The sequence below is a fragment of the Nocardia tenerifensis NBRC 101015 genome (assembly GCF_000308715.1).
Taxonomy (GTDB): Bacteria; Actinomycetota; Actinomycetes; order Mycobacteriales; family Mycobacteriaceae; genus Nocardia; species Nocardia tenerifensis.
In genome coordinates this window covers 1-18,823 of the sequence record NZ_BAGH01000614.1, presented here as the reverse complement: position 1 = coordinate 18,823, position 18,823 = coordinate 1, and the positions used below count along the sequence as shown (strand labels likewise).

Annotated in this window: 19 protein-coding genes; 7 read left to right on the top strand and 12 right to left on the bottom strand. The window is 69.1% G+C overall.

Annotated features, from left to right (window positions below; translation table 11 throughout):
* Nucleotides 1–395 precede the first annotated feature (395 nt).
* The 9 genes from dgoD to ON39_RS44590 form a co-directional block, all read right to left on the bottom strand.
* On the bottom strand, nucleotides 396–1,541 hold the full coding sequence (gene dgoD / locus ON39_RS44625; RefSeq protein WP_040743383.1) for a galactonate dehydratase: 1,146 nt from the start codon (nucleotides 1,539–1,541) through the stop codon (nucleotides 396–398).
* Entirely contained in the window at nucleotides 1,538–2,293 is a 756-nt protein-coding gene (locus ON39_RS44620) for an SDR family NAD(P)-dependent oxidoreductase (protein WP_211336504.1), read from the bottom strand. Before ON39_RS44620 ends, dgoD begins: the two co-directional genes overlap by 4 nt.
* Before the next feature lie 11 nt (nucleotides 2,294–2,304).
* Nucleotides 2,305–3,249, bottom strand: coding sequence for a sugar kinase (locus ON39_RS44615; RefSeq protein WP_040743378.1), 945 nt, complete (start codon nucleotides 3,247–3,249; stop codon nucleotides 2,305–2,307).
* Nucleotides 3,250–3,328: 79 nt separating this feature from the next.
* Entirely contained in the window at nucleotides 3,329–3,940 is a 612-nt protein-coding gene (locus tag ON39_RS44610) for a bifunctional 4-hydroxy-2-oxoglutarate aldolase/2-dehydro-3-deoxy-phosphogluconate aldolase (RefSeq protein ID WP_040743376.1), read from the bottom strand.
* Entirely contained in the window at nucleotides 3,930–4,835 is a 906-nt protein-coding gene (locus tag ON39_RS44605; RefSeq protein ID WP_040743473.1) for an SMP-30/gluconolactonase/LRE family protein, read from the bottom strand. The genes ON39_RS44610 and ON39_RS44605 overlap by 11 nt, the downstream gene beginning before the upstream one ends.
* A 133-nt stretch (nucleotides 4,836–4,968) precedes the next feature.
* Nucleotides 4,969–6,024, bottom strand: a complete 1,056-nt coding sequence (locus tag ON39_RS44600) for an ABC transporter permease (RefSeq protein ID WP_085998379.1) — start codon at nucleotides 6,022–6,024, stop codon at nucleotides 4,969–4,971.
* The gene (locus ON39_RS50335) at nucleotides 6,021–6,725 is read right to left on the bottom strand and encodes an ATP-binding cassette domain-containing protein (protein WP_218006210.1); all 705 of its coding nucleotides are present in this window, start codon (nucleotides 6,723–6,725) and stop codon (nucleotides 6,021–6,023) included. The genes ON39_RS44600 and ON39_RS50335 overlap by 4 nt, the downstream gene beginning before the upstream one ends.
* On the bottom strand, nucleotides 6,634–7,545 hold the full coding sequence (locus ON39_RS50330; protein WP_218006209.1) for an ATP-binding cassette domain-containing protein: 912 nt from the start codon (nucleotides 7,543–7,545) through the stop codon (nucleotides 6,634–6,636). The genes ON39_RS50335 and ON39_RS50330 overlap by 92 nt, the downstream gene beginning before the upstream one ends.
* Complete coding sequence (locus ON39_RS44590) at nucleotides 7,536–8,585, bottom strand: substrate-binding domain-containing protein (protein WP_051187938.1); 1,050 nt, start codon at nucleotides 8,583–8,585, stop codon at nucleotides 7,536–7,538. Before ON39_RS44590 ends, ON39_RS50330 begins: the two co-directional genes overlap by 10 nt.
* Nucleotides 8,586–8,727: 142 nt before the next feature.
* Between ON39_RS44590 and ON39_RS44585 the strand changes: the two genes are divergently transcribed.
* Nucleotides 8,728–9,960, top strand: a complete 1,233-nt coding sequence (locus ON39_RS44585) for an ROK family transcriptional regulator (protein WP_040743374.1) — start codon at nucleotides 8,728–8,730, stop codon at nucleotides 9,958–9,960.
* A 142-nt stretch (nucleotides 9,961–10,102) separates the two neighbouring features.
* On the opposite strand, the gene ON39_RS44580 is transcribed toward ON39_RS44585, so the two are convergent.
* Together ON39_RS44580 and ON39_RS44575 are read right to left on the bottom strand one after the other, a co-directional pair.
* Nucleotides 10,103–10,369: a hypothetical protein gene (locus ON39_RS44580; RefSeq protein WP_146251383.1), complete on the bottom strand. Its 267-nt coding sequence runs from the start codon at nucleotides 10,367–10,369 to the stop codon at nucleotides 10,103–10,105.
* Between the two features lie 163 nt (nucleotides 10,370–10,532).
* Nucleotides 10,533–11,531 (bottom strand): Acg family FMN-binding oxidoreductase, encoded by a 999-nt coding sequence (locus tag ON39_RS44575; protein WP_040743467.1) that lies wholly within the window; start codon nucleotides 11,529–11,531, stop codon nucleotides 10,533–10,535.
* 267 nt (nucleotides 11,532–11,798) lie between these two features.
* Here ON39_RS44575 and ON39_RS44570 point away from each other — a divergent pair, with 267 nt between their 5' ends.
* The gene (locus ON39_RS44570; protein ID WP_040743369.1) at nucleotides 11,799–12,260 is read left to right on the top strand and encodes a nitroreductase family deazaflavin-dependent oxidoreductase; all 462 of its coding nucleotides are present in this window, start codon (nucleotides 11,799–11,801) and stop codon (nucleotides 12,258–12,260) included.
* A gap of 51 nt (nucleotides 12,261–12,311) precedes the next feature.
* On the opposite strand, the gene ON39_RS44565 is transcribed toward ON39_RS44570, so the two are convergent.
* Entirely contained in the window at nucleotides 12,312–13,229 is a 918-nt protein-coding gene (locus tag ON39_RS44565) for an RNA polymerase sigma-70 factor (protein WP_040743367.1), read from the bottom strand.
* A gap of 250 nt (nucleotides 13,230–13,479) precedes the next feature.
* Between ON39_RS44565 and ON39_RS49530 the strand changes: the two genes are divergently transcribed.
* The 5 genes from ON39_RS49530 to ON39_RS44545 form a co-directional block, all read left to right on the top strand.
* Nucleotides 13,480–13,851, top strand: coding sequence for a hypothetical protein (locus ON39_RS49530; protein ID WP_157195665.1), 372 nt, complete (start codon nucleotides 13,480–13,482; stop codon nucleotides 13,849–13,851).
* Entirely contained in the window at nucleotides 13,848–14,492 is a 645-nt protein-coding gene (locus tag ON39_RS44560; RefSeq protein WP_051187937.1) for a hypothetical protein, read from the top strand. The genes ON39_RS49530 and ON39_RS44560 overlap by 4 nt, the downstream gene beginning before the upstream one ends.
* A 69-nt stretch (nucleotides 14,493–14,561) precedes the next feature.
* Nucleotides 14,562–15,578: an ABC transporter substrate-binding protein gene (locus ON39_RS44555; protein ID WP_246003209.1), complete on the top strand. Its 1,017-nt coding sequence runs from the start codon at nucleotides 14,562–14,564 to the stop codon at nucleotides 15,576–15,578.
* On the top strand, nucleotides 15,575–16,423 hold the full coding sequence (locus tag ON39_RS44550; protein WP_211336503.1) for a siderophore-interacting protein: 849 nt from the start codon (nucleotides 15,575–15,577) through the stop codon (nucleotides 16,421–16,423). The genes ON39_RS44555 and ON39_RS44550 overlap by 4 nt, the downstream gene beginning before the upstream one ends.
* Nucleotides 16,424–16,506: 83 nt before the next feature.
* On the top strand, nucleotides 16,507–18,823 hold a 2,317-nt coding region (locus ON39_RS44545), incomplete at its 3' end, for a bifunctional salicylyl-CoA 5-hydroxylase/oxidoreductase (protein WP_040743361.1).

Below are 18,823 nucleotides of genomic sequence, written 5' to 3'. Positions count from 1 at the left end.
GTGTGCACCAGTAAACCGTTCGGTACCGACAAGATTCACCGGATTTTTCGGTTGAGCGGGGTCTAAACTGAGGCGAAACCGCTGTTCAAACGCGTTTTCGCGAGTAAACAAGATCGAATAGTGAGCTGGCTCACTCGACCTGCCGCACCGTGTGGAGGCTCTCACCCGGTGGCGGCGCGGCCGGAGTCGCACGCCTGTCGACCACTGTACGTTCGACGCGCGCGTCATGACCGACCGTCTCACCCGCGCTCGGGGCGCGTTCGACAGCGCTAGCGTCGGGTCCGTCCGTCCGCACCGGTTCCGGTGCGGCGAGTCGGAGGGCGGAAATCAGGATGTGTGCGACCACGGCAATCTCCTTCGGCGTAGCTGCGGGATCTGCCCGCTCGCAATGTGATTCACCATTCGGCGAACGATCCGTCCGCGCGGTGCCAGATCGGGTTGCGCCATCGGTGCCCCAGTTCGGCGGCGCGCGCCACCGCCTTCTCGTCGATCTCGATGCCGAGGCCCGGCGCGTGCGGCAGGTCGACGTAACCGTCGCGGTAAGCGAAGACGCCGGGGTCGACGAGGTAGTCGAGGAGGTCGGAGCCGGTGTTGTAGTGGATGCCGAGGCTCTGTTCCTGGATGAGCAGGTTGGGGGTGGCGAAGCCGACCTGCAGGCTGGCGGCCAGGGCGATCGGGCCGAGCGGACAGTGCGGCGCGAGGGCCACGTCCCGGCTTTCGGCGAGCGCGGCGATCCGGCGAACCTCGGAGATGCCGCCCGCGTGCGAGAGATCCGGCTGGACGACCGCGACACCCTGGTCGAGCACCGTGCGAAAGTCCCAGCGGGAGTAGAGCCGTTCGCCGGTCGCGATGGGAATGCTCGTCGCGCCGGTGATCTCGCCGATCCGGTCGCTCACCTCGGGCACCAGCGGTTCCTCGACGAAGAACGGCAGGTACGGCTCGAGCAGCGGCAGCACCCGCCGCGCCATCGCGACGGACAGGCGGCCGTGGAAGTCGACCGCGATGTCGAAGTCGTCGCCGGTGGCCTCGCGCACGGCGGCGACGCGGTCGACGATGCCGGTGGTGGCGCGTGGCGTGTCGATGGCCTCGAGCTCGGCGGAGCCGTTCATCTTGATCGCGGTGAAGCCCTGCTGTTTTCGCTCGAGCGCGGCCCGTGCCACGTCGTCGGGCCTATCGCCGCCGATCCAGCTGTACACCCGGACCCGATCGCGGACCGCGCCGCCAAGCAGCTGCCACACCGGGACGCCGAGGGCCTTGCCGGTGATGTCCCAGAGCGCCTGGTCGATGCCGGCGACCGCGCTCGATAGTATCGGCCCGCCTCGATAGAAGCCGCCCTTGGTGAGCGCCTGCCAGTGCGCCTCGATGCTCATCGGATCCTTGCCGACTAGGTAGTCGGCTAGTTCGCCGACGGCGGCGGCGACGGTGTGCGCGCGGCCCTCGATCACCGGCTCACCCCAGCCGGTGATGCCCTCGTCGGTGTCGACGCGCAGGAAGCACCAGCGCGGCGCGACCAGGTAGGTGGTCAGGGCGGTGATCTTCACCGGGACTCCTTTCGTACGCTCCAGCCGCCGTCGACGACGAGGTTGGCTCCGGTGATGAACGAGGCGTCGTCGGAGGCGAGGAAGGCGACCGCTGCGGCGACCTCCTCCGGTGCGCCCAATCGGTTCAGGGCGGTGGCCCGCGCGGACAGTCGCCTGCCCTCCTCGTCGACGTCGTCCCAGACCGGGGTGAGGACGGGGCCCGGCAGGATGGCGTTGAACCGCACGCGGGCCGCGCCGTACTCCACGGCGAGTTGCCGTACGAGCGCGGTCAATCCGCCCTTGGCCGCGGCGTAGACCGGGTAGCCGGGCAGGCCGAACTGCGCGTGCACGCTGGAGATGGCGACCACGTTGCCGGCGCGGGCGCGCAGGTCATCGATGAAGGTGCGCACGCCGAGGAACAGCGGAGTCAGGTTGATCGCCAAGCCCTCGTCCCACTGCGGGCGGGTCAGCTCGTGCGCGGGGATGGTGGCTTGCCGGGAGGCGTTGCTGCACAACGCGTCCAGGGGGCCGAACAGGTCGTTGACCCGGTCGCGCAGGTGTTCCCAGGACTCCTCGCGCGAGACGTCGCACCGAACGAACTCGGCGCGGTGCCCGGCCGCGCGGATCTTCGCGGCGACCTCTTCGCCGCCGGTCTCGGCGATGTCGGCGATGACGACCGAGGCTCCCTCGGCGGCGAGGCGCCTTGCCGTCGCGGCGCCGATGCCCGACGCCGCGCCGGTGACTACGACGACTCGATCTGCCAGACGACTCACTGCGCTTCCCTTCATCGTTGAATGTCCGTGCCCGCGAGCAGCTCCAGCTCGTGCCGGAACGGCAGGCCCGCCCAGTCGCCCGGCACGGATACCGCGAACGCGCCGCAGGTGGCGGCCTGTCGCAGGCGGTGCCGGACCGAGCCGCCGTCGAGGACGCCCGCGAGGTAGCCCGCGACGAACGCGTCCCCGGCGCCCACCGGGTCGACCATGGTCACCGGCAACGCCGGTTGCCTGAGCATGCGGCCGCGGTACAGGGCGAGCGCTCCCTCGGCGCCGAGCTTCAGCACGACCTGCGACGGGCCAAGTGCCGCAAGGGATTCGGCCATGGCGGCCGGGCTCGCGGTGGGCACCAGCAGCGCCGCCTCGTCGGGTCCGGCGAAGACGATGTCGGATCGCGACACGAGTTTCGCCAGCTCCGCGGCGGCGGCCGCGCGGGGCCACAGGGCGCTGCGGTAGTTGAGGTCCAGCGACACGGTGACGCCCGCGTCGACCGCCGCGTCCAGCGCGGCGTGCACGGCGTCGCGGGCGGTCGCGCTCAGCGCCGGGGTGATGCCGGTGAGGTGCAGAACGCTCGCCTCAGCGATCTGCTCCGGATCGACCTCACCTACCGACAGGCGCGAACCGGCAAGTCCCGCACGGTAATACGTCACCCGAATCCGGTCGGCCGTGCGCCGTTCCCGGATCATCAGCCCGCTCGGCAGCTCCGGATCGATCCGGCAGCGGGACACGTCCACCCGTTCGGCCCGCAGCCGATCCAGCACCATCGTGCCGACCGCGTCCGCACCGACACTGCCCACCCACGCACTCTCGTGCCCCAACCGGCTCACCCCGATGGCGACGGTCGCCTCCGCCCCCGCGAAGTCCATCCGCATCGCCGCCCCCGGCGCCAGCGGCCCGGGTTCCGTCGCCGCGACGACCCCCATGGCCTCCCCGAGCGTTACCAGCTTGCCCCTCATGACAATCCGTCCCGCCCGGTCCACTGAGAGTCATCTCGGGGAGCCGTGTTGTGCCCGTTGGCCATTCGCCCACACGCGGTCACTTCAGTTCCTCGCGGAGGGCCAGGGCTCGATCGCGTAGGGCGTTGAGGTCGCCGCCGGTGCAGGCGTCGCCGATGAGGGGTGAGCCGATGCCCAGGGCGGTGGCGCCTGCGTCCAAGTAGGCCTTGGCGGCGTCGTGGGTTACACCGCCGGTCGGCACCAGGGGGATGTCGGGGAGCGGGGCTCGGAGGGCGCGGAGGTAGTCGGGGCCGCCGAGCGAGGCGGGGAAGACCTTGATCATCGTGCTGCCCGCCACCCAGGCGCGGTGGATCTCCGTGGGGGTGAACGCGCCGGAGATGACCGGGATGCTCAGTCGATAGCCCTCGTGGATGACCTCGTCGCTGACGACAGGGGTGATCAGGTAGGCGGCGCCCGCGTCCACCGCGCGGTTCGCGTCCTCGGCGGTGCGGACGGTGCCGACGCCGATGGGGTACGCGAAGTCGGCGCAGTCGCGCAGGGCGTCCAGGGCGCCCTCGGAGGTGAGCGTGAACTCGACCGCGGTGATGCCGGATTCTTGCAGTACCGCGGTGACCTCCGCGAACCGCGCCGCGGTGGGCGCACGCAGGATCGCGATGACCGGCGTGTCCAGCTCCAACAGATTATCGGCCATCGCTGCGCACCAATCCCGAGTCGGCGTAAGAGGTTCCGGGCAGACCGATCGCCCCCGGAATACAGGCGAAGAGGCGGCCGGCATCGGGCTCGTCCGCGGCCTGTCCCTCCCCGGCCGTGGTGATCACCAGGACGTCCAGGTCCGGCCCGGCGAACACACAGCTGGAGGCCTGCGACGGGCCGACCTCGATGATCGCGCGCCGCCGGCCGGTGGGGTCGAAGGCGTGCACCTGCCCGGCGCCCCAGACCGCCACCCACACCCAGCCCTCGCCGTCGACGGTCAGCCCGTCGGGCTCGCCGTCGTCGAACCGCGCGAACGGCCGGCTCTCGCCGAGCGCACCGGTGGCGATGTCGTACTCGACGGCCTCGACCGTCTTGGTCGGGCTGTCCGCGTAGTAGAGGACGGTGCCGTCGGGGCTCCAGTCGAGTCCGTTGGAGATGGTGACCCCGGTGCGCACGGTGTTCAGCGCGCCGTCGGGGTCGAGCCGGTAGAGCGCGGCACTGCCCTGGACGCCGTCCTCGGACATGGTGCCCGCGAACAGGCGTCCGTGCGGATCGGCCTTCGCATCGTTGAGCCGCCGCCGAATCCCGTCCTCCGGCAACGGTATCGAGGCGATCCGGGTGGCGTTGCCGTCGTCGTCGACGCGGTAGCAGGTGTCCCCCGCTGTCGCCACCAGTCCGCCGGACGCGCAGGGCACGACCGCGCTGACCGGCGGCGGCAGGCTGAGCGTCGACCGAGGGACGAGGTCGGGTGCCGCCGGGTCGAGTGCCGCCCGATGGATGTGTCCACCGCGGATGTCCACCCACACCAGCTCGTCGGATCGGCTGTCCCACACCGGACTCTCACACAGCCGACCCGGCGGCGGGGCGCACGGACGCGCGCGCATCGTGATCATGGTTCGCTCCTGACTGCCGGTGGGCGAGGCCGAGCGACGTGTGTCGATCGGAACCCGCACCTGTCCTGATTTCCCGCACACCGACTCGCACTGACACGCGTGCGGATGTCACCGGATGTGCGGCTGTACACCACTAGGTCGGCAACCCGACCGCCCGCTCCCCGCTGCGTCGCTGCTGGATCACCACGGCCGCGACCAACAGCGACCCCTGCGCGACGTTCTGCCAAAACGTATTGACACCAACGACATTCAGCCCGTTGTCCAGCGCGCCGAGCAGCACCACCGCCAGCAGCGTGCCGCCGACCGTGCCCTTGCCGCCCTTGAGCGCGCACCCGCCGAGCGCCGCCGCGGTGATCGCCTTCAGCTCGAGCCCCTCGCTACCCGACACCGGCTGGCCCGATCCGGTCCGCGCGGTCAGGATGACGCCCGCGATCGCCGCCACCAGACCCGCGAGAACGAACACGGCGATCAGATACTTGTTGATATTGATGCCGGAAAGCCTTGCCGCCGTGTCGTTTCCGCCGATCGCATAGATGTTGCGGCCGATGTCGGTGTACTTCAGCAGCACGTGCACGGCCAGCGCGACCACCGCGAGGATGATCACCGGCACCGGCAGCCCGATGATCTTGCCGCGCGCCAGGAAGATGAACAGGTCGTTGTCCAGCACGAACCCCTGAGCCTTGCCGCCCGAGATCAATTGCGCCAGGCCCTTGTACGCGGCCAGCGTGGCCAGCGTCGCGATCACCGGGTTCACCCGGCCGTACACGATGATCAGCCCGTTCACCACGCCGAGCACCAGCCCGACGCCCACCGCGGCGAGGATGCCGAGCAGGGCGTTGCCGGAGGCCGCGGTGAACGCCATCGCGCTGATCACCGAGGCGACGCCGGCCTGCGAGCCGACCGAGATGTCGAGCGCGCCGCAGATGATCACCACGGTCTGCACGACGGCCAGCAAGCCGAATACCGTGACGGCATCGCCGATTCCGGCCAGGTTCGCCGGATCGAGGTAGCCGTCGTTGAGCGAGCCGAAGATCGCCACGATCACCGCGAGCGCGCCGATCAGGCTGAGATTTCCGGGGCCGATCGCGTGCAGTATGCGACGCGGGGTGAGCGCGGCCGTGTAGCGGGCGCGCGGCGGGGCGGCGGCGGGGACCGCCACCGGCTGTAGTTCGAGTTGTTGCTCGCTCATTGGTTTCCTCGCGATGTGTGCGACGTCAGGTCCTCGGCCATGGCCAGGGCCAACACGGCCTCCTCGCTGGCCTCTTCGCGCTCCAGCTCGCCGGTGACGCGGCCGTGCTGCATGACGACGATCCGGTCGGCCAGGCCGAGCACCTCGGGTAGTTCCGAGGAGATCACCAGCACCGCGACCCCGGCCTCGGCCAATTCCTCGATGATGCGGTAGATCTCGGCCTTGGCGCCGACGTCGACGCCTCGGGTCGGCTCGTCCAGGATCAGTACCTTGGGTTTGCGGGCCAGCCAGCGGGCGAGAACGACCTTCTGCTGGTTGCCGCCGGAGAGCTTGCGCACCTCCTGCTCGATCGAGGGGGTGCGCACCCGCAGGGATTCGACATAGCGTTCGGCGAGCCTGCGCTCCTCCCCCGCCCGGACGAAGCGCAGCCGCCGCAGCCGATCGAGCATGGCCAGCGAGATGTTGTCGCGCACACCGCGATGCAGCAGCAGGGCTTGGGCCTTGCGCTCCTCCGGCGCGTAGCCGACGCCGGCGCGCACCGCGTCGCGCGGCTGACGCAGCCGCAGCTGGCTGCCGTCCACCCGCACCGTGCCCGAACGGATCGGCAGGTCACCGGCGAGCGCGCCCGCCAGTTCGGACCGGCCCGCGCCGACCAACCCGGCCAGCGCGACCACCTCGCCCGCCCGCACCCGCAGGCTCACCTCCCGCACGTCGTCGGTGGTGACCGCGTCGACCTCGAGGACAACCCGGCCCGGCGTGCTCGGCCCCCGGCTGAACAGCGTGGACAGGTCGCGCCCGACCATCATGCGGACGATCTCCTGATCGCTGGTCTCCTCGGTCGTCCGCACGCCGACCAGCGCGCCGTCGCGCAGCCACCGCGACCCGGTCGGCGAGCTGGAAGATCTCCCGCATCCGATGCGACACGTAGATCACCGCCAGCCCGCGCGCCCGCAGCCGGCCGATCAGCGCGAACAGCGACTCGGTCTCGTGGTCGGACAGCGAGGAGGTCGGCTCGTCGAAGGCGATCACCTTGGCGTCGGTGGTGAGCGCCCGCATGATCTCGACCAGTTGCCGTTGTGCGGCAGTGAGTTTCGACCCGAGGGTGTCCGGATCGAGGTCGCGGTCGAAGCCGAGGCGGGCCAGGTCGGTGCGCATCCGCTCGCGAAGGGCCGCGCGGTCGAGCAGGCGGCCCGCCCGGCGCGGCAGCGCCCCGAGATAGACGTTCTCGGCGACCGACACGTGCGGCACGATCTCCGGTTCCTGGCCGATCACCCGGATCCCGGCCGCACGCGCGTCGGCCGGGGTGGCCGGTGCGAGCGCGACGCCGTCGAGCTCGAGCCGGCCGCTGTCCGGGCGGTGGTCGCCGCCCAGGATCCGGATGAGGGTGGACTTGCCCGCGCCGTTCTCCCCCATCAGCGCGGTCACCGCGCCGGCGGGGAAGTCCAGGCTCACGTCGCGCAGGGCGGGCACCCCGGCGAAGCTCTTGCTGAGGCCGGTGGCGCGCAGACCGGTCAGCTGCATGGGACGCCGGCCTGCTGCCAGGTGCTGGAGTCGACCATCGTGGTCGGCGCGAAGGCCTCGGCGGGCATGGCCTTGCCGTTCTTCAGGTAGTCGTAGATCGTCTGCACCGCGAGCGCGCCGACGTCCTTACCGTTGATGAACAGCGCCGCCTTGAACCCGGTCGGCTTGCCGCCGCGCCACTCCTTACAGGCGAGGTAGGCGCCGAGGCCGACCCCGAGCACATTGTCGGCGGCGTAGCCCGCGTTCTGGATGGCGGCGACGCCGCCGCTGACGTTCTCGTCGTTGCACCCCATGACGATCCAGTTCTTGACCGATCGGTTGCCCGCCACGGTCGCGGAGATCTTGTTCTGCGCGTCGGAGGGCGTGTTGTCGGTGCCGACATCGATCACCTTGACGTCCACCCCCGCCGCCTCACGGAATGCCTTCTTGTTGGCCTGGACCCGGTCGGTGCAGACCGTCACATCCTGTTTCCAGGCGTCGACGATCGCGGTCTCCTCCGGCTTCCAGCCCGCCTTCTTGAAGTCCTCGCCGGCCCGGCGGCCGACCTCGGTGCCCATCTGCGTGCCGCTGAAGCCGACGCGCGGAACCAGTTGGTCCTTGGCGCATTTCGCCGGATCCGGGCCGGTGGTGCAGACCTGATCGTCGGAGGTGAGCAGGGCGACGCCGCCGGTCTTGGTGAGCTGGGCGACCTGCGGGCCCACCGATGGATCGGGTACCACGACGATCACCCCGGTGGCCTTCTGGTTGATCGCGTTGTTGACCTCGGTGACCGCCTTGTTCGCGTCGTTGCCGAGGTTCACCACCTTCAGATCGACGCCGAGCTCCTTGGCCTTGGCCTTCGCACCCTCGGCCTCACCGATGAAGTACTCCTGGTCGCCCTGTTTCTGCGCGTACACCAGGCTGATCGCGCCCGTCTGGTGCTGCGGGCCGTTGGCGGCGGTGTCGCTCTCCTTGCCCGACGAGCAGGCGGTCGCGGCCAGGGCCAGCGAGACTCCGCACAGAACGGCACTGGTCCAGCGTCGTCGATGGGTCCAGGACATGGGCACTCCTCGGTGGTCTGACGCACACTCGCGTCGTGTAGTGACGCCGGTTACAGTAAGACTTCCGATAACTGTTGTAAATACTGTTGGTCGAAGTCGTTGGGTATGTTTGCGACCACCAGCGGACGAGGAGGCCCGACCCGTGTATCAGCTGACCGCGCGCGACATCCGACGCCGCAACAGGTTCGGCGTACTACAGGCGGTGTACGCCGCCGTCGGCCACAGCAGCAGGCAGGAGATCGCCAGGGCGACCGGCCTGTCGTTCGCGACGGTCGGCAACATGATCTCCGAACTGCTCGACGTCGGCGTGCTCGTCGAGCTCGGCTACGACGCGCCGGGCATCGGACGGCCCCGCGCCCAGCTCGCGATCAATCCCGAGCGCGGCATGCTGGTCGGCGTCGACATCGCCGAGACCGCGCTCCACTTCGACCTGTTCGATCTGGCCATGACGGTGCAGCGCTCGGTCGAGATCCCGGTCGACCCGGCGGCCACCGAGCCCGCGGACGTCGTCGCGCTGATCACCCGCGGCATCGGCGAGCTGACCGCCGCCGACGCCGACAAGGTGCTCGGCGTCGGGCTCAGCGTGCCCGGCCTCGTCGAGCCCGTCGGCGGCGTCTCGGTGTTCTCGCCGTACTGGCACTGGCACGACGTGCCGCTCGCGCAGCTGCTCGAACAGCAGCTGAGTTACCCGCTCTACCTGGACAATCCGTTGAAAGCCAGTACCGCGGCGCATCTGTGGTTCGGCGCGGGCCGGGACGTGGACGACCTGATCGTCGTCACGCTGCGCGCGGGCGTCGGCATCGGCGTGGTGGTCGAGGGCATGCTCTACCGCGGTGTCACCAACAGCGCGGGCGAGTGGGGGCACACCAACCTGGTGCTCGACGGACGCGAATGCCGTTGCGGGCGAATGGGTTGCGTCGAGGCGTACGTGGGCGCGCCCGGCATCGTGCGCACGCTGCGCGAGCTGGCGCCGTCGAGTCCGCTGATCGACGCCGACGACGCGGTCACCATCGCGGCCATCGCCGCGGCCGCCGATCGGGGGGACGCCGTCGCCCTGGAGGTCATCGACAAGACCGGCAACTATCTGGGCGTCACCGTGGCCAATCTGGTGAATCTGTTCAACCCGAGAACCATCGTGTTCGGCGATCTCGTCGCGGACCATCTGGGCGCGCGGCTGCTGGACGTGACCCGTCGCGTCGCCGCGCGCCACGCGATGACCGACCCGTTCGCCGCTGTGACACTGCAACTTTCGACGCTGCCGCACAATCCCGCGAGCCTGGGTGCCGCGACCTTCGCCCTGGAGGGCTTCCTCGCCGACCGCGAAACCTTCGGTTCGATCGCCGCTCGCCGCGCCCTGCGCACCTCGACCCCGTGACCGCCATGAAAGGTCAAGCGCCACCGCTGAATTCGGCGAGGGCACATCGGCGACGAGTATCGATCCACGCGGTGGACACCGAAAAGCCTTGAGCCCCAAGGTTAAAATACTCCCCCAGCGCGAACGCTCGGCCTGCCGCCGATTACCCCCGGCCGCGCCGTCGCCGTGCTCTGACGCGGGCCACCGACGGCGACGAATCGCTCACCAGGCGCGGGTGCCGCCCACGAACCCGCCCCTCGATCTCCTCGTCCCACAGCTTGAAGTCCAGCGGCAGCGCACGCCAGCGCTCCTCCGCTTCGATCGCGTATCGCTCCGCGGCCTGCACCACCTGCGGCAGGCGATCGTCGGGCACGTCGGCGACGCCGACCTTGACGCCCAGCACCTCGGCTAACCTACCCAGCCACCCCATACCAGTTCTCCACACGCTCCACCACTGGCTGTCATAGCTGAAACCCCTTGAGCAATCGGCGATTCCATCTAATCATCCGATGAATTGCCACGCCCGTCAACCGATGCGATCCGCGCGAGCCGAACACGAACGCCCTACTGTCCGAGAAGGCCCACACTATTGATCACACCCGAAGGCGGTTGTCCTGCACAGGGTACGCGTCGATCATGGACTCGACCGGGCGGCGCGGTGTCGGCGCCAGCGGCGCGGACCCGGTAGGCACCCAGCCGATGCGGATCATCGCCTGCGGGAAGGCGCAGTCGTACAGAACCGCAGACCGGATGTCGTCGCGCAGTTCGGGCAGGCCGAGCGGCTCGGTCTGCAGGCCGCTGGACAGTCCGAGACGGGTGGCCTCGAGCAGCAGCGCGCTGGTGGTCTCCCCCGCGCGCAGCTGCGAGCGCCGATCGTCGTATGGCGTGCAGATCACCACCCACTCGGCGGCGTCCGGCTGGTCCAGCTCGTCGATCAGCTCGGCGTCGGCGAACACCCGCGCGGGAATCTGGTCGACCTGGTGCGGCTGCGGAACATTGGCGGCAGGCACGCCGTCCTCGGCGCGGCGGCCCCCGCTCCACTCGGCGAGTTCGTGCTGATATTCGGAGTCTTCCGCGTGGCGGCGCACGGCGTCCTGGAAGGGGCGCACCAACCGCAGCCGCAGCGGGTCCGGCACGTGGCGCACCACGGCGCCGAACTTCGCGGCCCGCGTCGAAATGGTCTTGATGTGCCCGGACGGGATCTCCCACGAGCGGAATCCGCGGCGATCGGTGTGCCGCTGCAGCAGGGCGGCGCCGAGGTCGATATCGGCCTGGGTCGGCTCGTGCGGCTCGAACTCGATGGTCGCCAGATGGTCCGGTTCGTCCGGATCGGGCAGGTGCGTCACGAGGGCCGACCAGCCGAGGACGGCGAGCGCGACGCGCAGATGATGCAGCGCGGCGCCGCAGCTGACGATCAGCTTGCCCTGGGTGGGATCGGAAGAGGCGAGGTGCCGACTGGGGTCGGCCCACAGCTCGACGGCATGGTCTCGGATTCGCCATCGCCACGGCTGGGTGTTGTGGATAGACGGGGCGCGGCCCGCCATCTCCAATGCGATCTTGAGCGTATCCGTGGTCGGCGCCAACGGTGCCATGAGTTCGCGAACTTCCTTCCGATCGGCATTGTCAGGTGGCATATCACCATGTTTGAACAGGGCCGTTCCGTGATCGAAACCGCAATCCAGTGTTCCGAAGGACGCGTCGCCTGTCATCGAGTGATATGTCACGTGGTGGCGATTCCCGACCTATTCGCCGCCATATCGCCGCCATCGGACGGACGAAATTTCCGGATACGATCGACAGCGTCCCGATCCCGACACGGGAAGGGAATAACGGAGCCGCCGGTCTCGCGAAGGAAGATAATGTCCGCAATCGCTAATCTGGGCGCACGCGCTTTACAGACCAGATGGTTCGTTCGGGCGCCGATCCGGCTCTATCGGGCCGGTCTCGGATTTCTGTTCGGCTCCCGGTTGCTGATGTTGCAACACACCGGTCGCCGCAGCGGCGCCGCGCGGTTCGTGGTGCTGGAGGTCGTCCAGCGACCGGCCTCGGGCGAGTTCGTGGTCGTGTCCGGGTTCGGCAGCAAGGCGCAGTGGTATCGCAACGTCCTGGCCGATGCCAAAGTCCGAGTCTCCATCGGAACCCTGCGCTCCGCGCCCGCCACCGCGACCCCGATGACCGAGCAGGAGTCCGCCGCCGCCCTCGAGCACTACGTGCGCGAGCACCCGAAGGCGTGGCACCGATTGCGTGCCACCATAGAAAAGGCCACGGGCACGCCCGTGCACAATCTGCCGATGGTCCGCCTGTGCGTCGACGCCCGTTGATGATCACCGCCACCTCGGCCTGAGGTTTTCGCCACCGCCGATCATGGGCGATCAGCGGCGCAGGGTGGTCGCGTGCTCCATATGCGACAGCTTCGCCGGATTGCGCACGGAGTAGAGACCGGCGATGAGGCCGTCGTCGACGTGCAGCGCGATGACGGTGTCGACCTCGCCGTCGAGCCGGAACACCAGCGCGGGCGCGCCGTTGACCAGCGCCGCCTCCACCGTCATCGTCGCGCGAATCCGTTCGAAGCCGCCGGCGAGCAAGCGAGCGACCTCGTCGGCGCCGTGGACGGGATGCAGAATGGCCTGCTTGACCCCGCCTCCGTCGCCGAGGAAAACGACGTCGGGCGCGAGGATGTCGAGCAGGTGCCCCATCTCCCCCGTCTCCAGCGCGTGCTGAAACGCGGCGAGCGCGTCCCTCGTCTCGGTCTGCGAGACGACCCCGCGCGGCCTGCGCGCGGAGACGTGCGCGCGGGCCCGATGGATGATCTGGCGCACCGCGGCCTGACTCTTGCCGACGGCCTCGGCGATCTCCTCGTAGGACAGATCGAAGACCTCGCGCAGCACGAACACCGCCCGCTCGGTCGGCGCGAGCGTCTCGAGCACCAGCATCATCGCCATCGAGACGCTCTCCGCCAGCTCCACGTCCTCGGCCACATCAGGCGCGGTGAGCAGGGGCTCGGGCAGCCACGAGCCGACATAGGACTCCTTGCGACGGCCGAGCGTGCGCAGCCGGCCGAGCGCCTGGCGGGTGGCGATCCGGACCAGGTAGGAGCGTTGGTCGCGGATCGTGCCGAGATCGACGCCGGCCCAACGCAACCAGGTTTCCTGGAGCACGTCCTCGGCGTCGGCGGCCGAGCCCAGCATCTCGTAGGCGACGGTGAACAGCAGGTTGCGATGGGTGATGAACACCGCCGTCGCGGGATCGTGACCGTTACCGTCCGCTGCCGTCTTCGACGTACCTGCCATGGGTGACTCCTGTCCAAGCCTTCGACTGTCACCCCACCAGATGCCGGGCAGCGCGATTCCGTGACACCGCTCGCCTATGACACAGGTCACATCGCCGCGCCCGTCACACGCGCCGGTTGTCCGGCGTCCATTGACCGTTCGATGTGACGCCATGGGTGCGCACGAAATGACGGAGACCGCCTCGACCTGCACGGCGAGCGTGGGGCCCGGCGCGAGAGACCATGGTGTTCGGCGAGCCGGGGTGGGCGCGTTGGCGCGCAAGGACTATGCGAGTCATGCCGATCGGGCCGGTCGTCTGGCCGACGCCGCGAATCCGGTCTCCATGATCGTCGATGCCTACCAACCGGCACGTTTCAACAGGTGCACAACCCGACCGGTGGACGAATTGTGGTCAGATCCAGACGCATTCGATCCCGGTCTGTCTCGGAAACGGGAAAGTTGTTGGACAGCAGACGCCGTCGGCGTGAAAGCGGTACAGTTCGATTCGTCCGCTGGACGGTTGATCAGCGAAATGATCGAAAAGTTACGGGTGTCGGTCGCGGGGCGCGCGAAACTGTCGATGAGCCCAGTGGTCCGAACGAGCGGACCGGGAACCGTGTTCAACGAGGTTAGACCGCAATGACAGAGCAAACGACCACCCGTTCGGCGGCGAGCGACCGGCCGCGGATAAAGCAGCACAATTCCGTCTGGCCCGCGCCACCCCGGATAGCCGGGCTGCTCGCGGTGACCGCGCTGGCGGTCGGGGCGGTCGTCCGGGTCGTCTTATCCCGCCTGACGCGGTCCGACGTCCCGGCCCCGCCGGCACGGCCGTTGACGCGGGAGGAGGCCGAAGACAGATTCTATGACTTGCGCGAGCTGGCCAAGGACTGCTTCAACGCCGGTGAAATCCGCAAGGCACGCGCCTATGCCCAGGAGCTGATGGCTATCACTCCGCAGTACGAGGGCAATTGGAATTATGGCAACGCCGTCCACGACGCGAATATGGTCCTCGGGCGCATCGCGTTGCGTGCCGGACGCATCGACGACGCCAAGGGTTACTTACTCGCGGCGGGCGCGAGTCCCGGCTCCCCGCAAATGAATTCGTTCGGCCCGAACATGAGTTTGGCGAAGGATCTTCTGGAGAAGGGCGAGCGCCACGTCGTCCTCGCCTATTTCGAGTTGTGCCGGCAGTTCTGGGAGCTACACGGCGGCCGGCTCGACGAATGGCGGCGGCTGATCGACGCCGGGGCGATCCCCGATTTCGGCGCGAACCTGCTTTATTGAGCGCGCGGGTGACCAACCTCATGTAGGTGAGGCTTGCCTAACTGGGGGCCAGTCGTTCTAATGGCCGCCATGGACACAATCCAGCTCTCGCGCCGTCGCCTGCTCGCGACCGCGGGCATGGTCGGGCTCGGCGCCCTCGCCACCGCGTGCGGCGGGCGGCCCGACGACGACCCGTTCACCGGGCCGGGCGGGTGGTCGTTCACCGACGACCGGGGCAGCACCGTCCACACGAAGGACACCCCGTCCCGGATCGTCGCGTTCGTCGGCGCCGCCGCGATGCTGGCGGACTTCGGCCTGCAGGACCGCATCGTCGGCGTGTTCGGCGAAACTCGCACGGCCGCCGACGAATTGGCCCCGCTCACGGGCGAGCTAGACCTCGGCAAGCTGACCGTCCTCGGCAACAACTGGGGCGAGTTCGACGTCGAGAAGTACGCGGCACTCGAACCCGATCTGCTCGTCACGGATATGTATGTGCCGGACCAACTCTGGTACGTCCCGGAGGGCAGCAAGGCGAAGATTCTGACGGTCAACCCGAATGTGGCGGCCGTGCGGGTCGCGCACCGCACCTTGCCGGAGACCATCGCCCGCTACGCCGAGCTGGCTCGCGCGCTCGGCGCGGATCTCAGCGCGCCCAAGGCTGTTGCGGCGAAGGCTCGGTTCGACGCGGCGGCGCAAGCCGTGCGCGACGCGGCCGCGCAGCGTCCGGGCCTGCGCGTGCTGGCCGCCTCCGCCGCACCGGGCATCTTCTACGTGTCCGACCCGAAAGCCGCTGCCGACCTGAGCTTCTTCGAGGAACTGGGCGTGCGGATGGTCCGGCCGGAGCACGTGGGCGGCGACGGCTTCTTCGAGGAGTTGAGCTGGGAGCACACCGACAGGTACCCGGCCGACCTGATCCTGCTCGATCGCCGATCCACCGGCCTGTCGCCGGAGGCGCTCACCGCGAACCCGGTCTGGCGCGGCCTTGCGGCGGTGCGCGCCAACCAGATCGGCGGATGGCAGCCGATCTACCGGTTCTCCCACGCTGGGACCGCGCCGCTGCTCGAGGATCTGGCCGCGAACCTCCGACGATCCACTAAAGTCACGTGAGCGGAGTCAGCATGCGCGCCCAGCCTTTTCGCTTCTTCGAGAACGTGCCCGTCCTACGGACCCAGCCGCTCAGCCACTCTCAGCTCCGGGTCGTCTTCGGCGGCCCCGCGCTGGCCGGATTCGCCAGCGGCGGACGCGATCAGAGTCTGTCGCTGTTCTTGCCGCACCCCGGTCAGTCGCGGCCGGTGGTGCCGGTCGACGCCGGGGCGGACTGGTTCGCCGAGTGGCGGGCCGTCGATCCGGCCGTGCGGGCCGTGATGCGCGCGTACACCGCGCGTGAGCACCGGCCCGAAACCCATGAGCTGGACATAGATTTCGTCAGCCATGCCGACGGCGGCCCGGCCGCGCGGTGGGCGGCGCGGGCGCGGCCGGGCGATCGGGTGACCATCCTCGGACCGTCCGACGGCGACAATCGCAGCGTCTCCTTCCGCCCGCCGGACGACGCCGGGTGCGTGCTCATCGCCGCCGACGAGACGGCCTTGCCCGCCGCGGAGAGCATTCTCGAGTCGCTGCCCGCGGGCACGGTCGCCAAGGTCTGGATCGAGGTGCCGCACAAGGCCGATCGCCGCGAGCTGAACACCATGGCCGACGCCGAGATCACCTGGCTGGTGCACGGCGATCGCGAGCGCGGGCGGATCCTCGCGGCGATCGAAGACGCCGCGTTGCCGCACGGGCGGCCGTACGCGTGGATCGCGGGCGAGTCGGGTGTCGTGCGCGCGCTGCGCCGCCACCTGGTGAATGAACGACGTATCCCTAAGGGGGACGTGACGTTTCGCGGGTACTGGCGGCTCGGCGCGTCGGAGGACGAATTCCGCGACGAGTTGAACCGCGCGGCCGGCAAGTAGCCCGCCCTCCTCGATCCGGCGAAAGTACTTCAGATCTAAAGCTTTAGATGTAAAGTACTTCGTACCGCGACTGAGGAGAGCGCATGAAGGTCGTGTGCATCGGCGGCGGACCCGCCGGACTGTACTTCGGGTTGCTGATGAAGCAGCTCAACGCCGACCACGAGGTGACCGTGGTCGAACGCAACCGCCCCTACGACACTTTCGGCTGGGGCGTGGTCTTCTCCGACGCCACCATGGAGACGATGCGCGTGTGGGATCGCGCCACCGCGGACCGGATCGAGTCGGCCTTCAACCACTGGGACGACATCGAACTGCGCTTCAAGGGCCGCGTACTGCGTTCGGGCGGGCACGGTTTCGTCGGCATCGGCCGCAAGAAGCTGCTGAACATCCTGCAGGCGCGCTGCGAGGAGGTCGGGGTGCGGCTGGAGTTCGACCGCGAGGTCGCCTCCGAGCTGGAGTTCCCGGACGCGGATCTGATCGTCGCCGCCGACGGCATCTCCTCGAAGATCCGGGGCCGCCACCGCGACGTGTTCGCGCCCGACCTGGTGACGCGCCCGAACCGCTACATCTGGCTGGGCACCGAAAAGCTCTACGACGCCTTCACCTTCGATTTCGTCGAGACCGAACACGGCTGGCTGCAGGCGCATATCTACAAGTTCGACGACAACACCAGCACCTTCATCGTCGAGGCCCCCGAAAACGTCTGGCGGGCACACGGACTCGACCAGGCCACGCCGGACGAGTCGGTGGCGTTCTGCGAGCGGGTGTTCGCCGACAACCTGCGCGGCGCGAAGCTCATGACGAACTCGCGCCACCTACCGGGGTCGGGCTGGCAGAACTTCCAGCGGGTCAAATGCGAGCGCTGGTGGCTGCACAACGGCAACAGCCACGTCGTGCTGATGGGCGACGCCGTGCACACCGCGCACTTCGCCATCGGCTCCGGCACCAAGCTGGCCCTGGAGGACGCCATCGAGCTGGTGCGCCAATTGGGCGAGCACGGCGACACACCCGCGGACCTGCCCGACGTGCTCACGCACTACCAGGAGATCCGGTCGATCGACGCGCTGCGACTCCAGAACGCGGCGTGGAACGCCATGGAGTGGTTCGAGGTGTGCGGCGAAAGATACTGCGACCAGCTCGAACCCGAGCAGTTCATGTACTCCATGCTCACCCGCAGCCAGCGGATCAGCCACGAGAATCTGCGCCTGCGCGACAAAACCTGGCTGGAGAACTACGAACGCTGGTTCGACGCGCGGGCCGGCATGGCGCGCTCCGCCGAAGAGCCTTCCGTCCCACCGATGTTCACGCCGTACACGGTCCGCTCGGTGACGCTGAAGAACCGGGTCATCGTCTCCCCCATGGCCCAGTACTCGGCCGTCGACGGGGTGCCCGGCGACTTCCACCTGGTGCACCTCGGCGCTCGCGCGCAGGGCGGCGCCGGGCTGGTGTTCGCCGAGATGACCTGTGTGAGCGCGACGGGCCGGATCACGCCGGGCTGCCCCGGCCTCTACACCGACGAGCAACAGCGGGCCTGGCAGCGCATCGCCGACTGGGTGCACGCGAACACCGACGCGAAAATCGGCATGCAGCTTGGACATTCGGGCGCGAAGGGGTCCACCCGGCGTATGTGGGACGGCATCGACCAACCGCTCACCGCCGACGACGACGAACCAAACTGGCCGTTGATCTCCGCCTCGCCGCAGCAGTACCTCGACGGGCAGAGCCAGTGGTCGCGGGCGATGACCCGCGCCGACATGGACGGTGTGACCGCCCAGTTCGTCGCCGCCACCCACCGTGCGGCCGAGGCGGGCTTCGACTGGCTCGAACTGCATTGCGCGCACGGCTATCTGCTGTCCAGCTTCATCTCCCCGCTGACCAACCGGCGCACGGACGAGTACGGCGGGTCGCTGCCGAACCGATTGCGTTACCCGCTCGAGGTTTTCGCGGCGGTGCGGGCGGCGTGGCCCGCGGAACTCCCTATGTCGGTGCGTATCTCGGCGCACGACTGGGCGGAGGGCGGCATCACGCCGGTCGACGCCGTCGAGATCGCCCGGTGGTTCAAGCAGGCGGGCGCCGATCTGATCGACTGTTCGTCGGGCCAGGTGACCAAGCTGGAGCAACCGACCTTCGGGCGCATGTGGCAGACGCCGTTCGCCGACCGGGTGCGCCAGGAGGCCGGGATCGCCACGATCGCCGTCGGCGCGATCTCCGAGGCCGACCACGTGAACAGCATCGTGGCCGCGGGCCGGGCCGACCTGTGCGCCATCGCCCGCCCGCACCTGGCGAACCCGTCCTGGACCCTCACCGAGGCCGCCCGGATCGGCTACACCGAAATCGGTTGGCCCAAGCAGTATTCGGCGGGCAAACGGCAGTTCGAGGCCAATATCCAACGCCAGCAGG

Coding starts and splice junctions, on each gene's coding strand:
- ON39_RS44590 (WP_051187938.1), bottom strand. CDS start 8,585: ATGTCCTGGACCCATCGACGACGCTGGACCAGTGCCGTTCTGTGCGGA.
- ON39_RS44600 (WP_085998379.1), bottom strand. CDS start 6,024: ATGAGCGAGCAACAACTCGAACTACAGCCGGTGGCGGTCCCCGCCGCC.
- ON39_RS44555 (WP_246003209.1), top strand. CDS start 14,562: ATGGACACAATCCAGCTCTCGCGCCGTCGCCTGCTCGCGACCGCGGGC.
- ON39_RS44580 (WP_146251383.1), bottom strand. CDS start 10,369: ATGGGGTGGCTGGGTAGGTTAGCCGAGGTGCTGGGCGTCAAGGTCGGC.
- ON39_RS50330 (WP_218006209.1), bottom strand. CDS start 7,545: ATGCAGCTGACCGGTCTGCGCGCCACCGGCCTCAGCAAGAGCTTCGCC.
- ON39_RS44570 (WP_040743369.1), top strand. CDS start 11,799: ATGTCCGCAATCGCTAATCTGGGCGCACGCGCTTTACAGACCAGATGG.
- ON39_RS44615 (WP_040743378.1), bottom strand. CDS start 3,249: ATGAGGGGCAAGCTGGTAACGCTCGGGGAGGCCATGGGGGTCGTCGCG.
- ON39_RS44610 (WP_040743376.1), bottom strand. CDS start 3,940: ATGGCCGATAATCTGTTGGAGCTGGACACGCCGGTCATCGCGATCCTG.
- ON39_RS44575 (WP_040743467.1), bottom strand. CDS start 11,531: ATGGCACCGTTGGCGCCGACCACGGATACGCTCAAGATCGCATTGGAG.
- ON39_RS44560 (WP_051187937.1), top strand. CDS start 13,848: ATGACAGAGCAAACGACCACCCGTTCGGCGGCGAGCGACCGGCCGCGG.
- ON39_RS44605 (WP_040743473.1), bottom strand. CDS start 4,835: ATGATCACGATGCGCGCGCGTCCGTGCGCCCCGCCGCCGGGTCGGCTG.
- ON39_RS44565 (WP_040743367.1), bottom strand. CDS start 13,229: ATGGCAGGTACGTCGAAGACGGCAGCGGACGGTAACGGTCACGATCCC.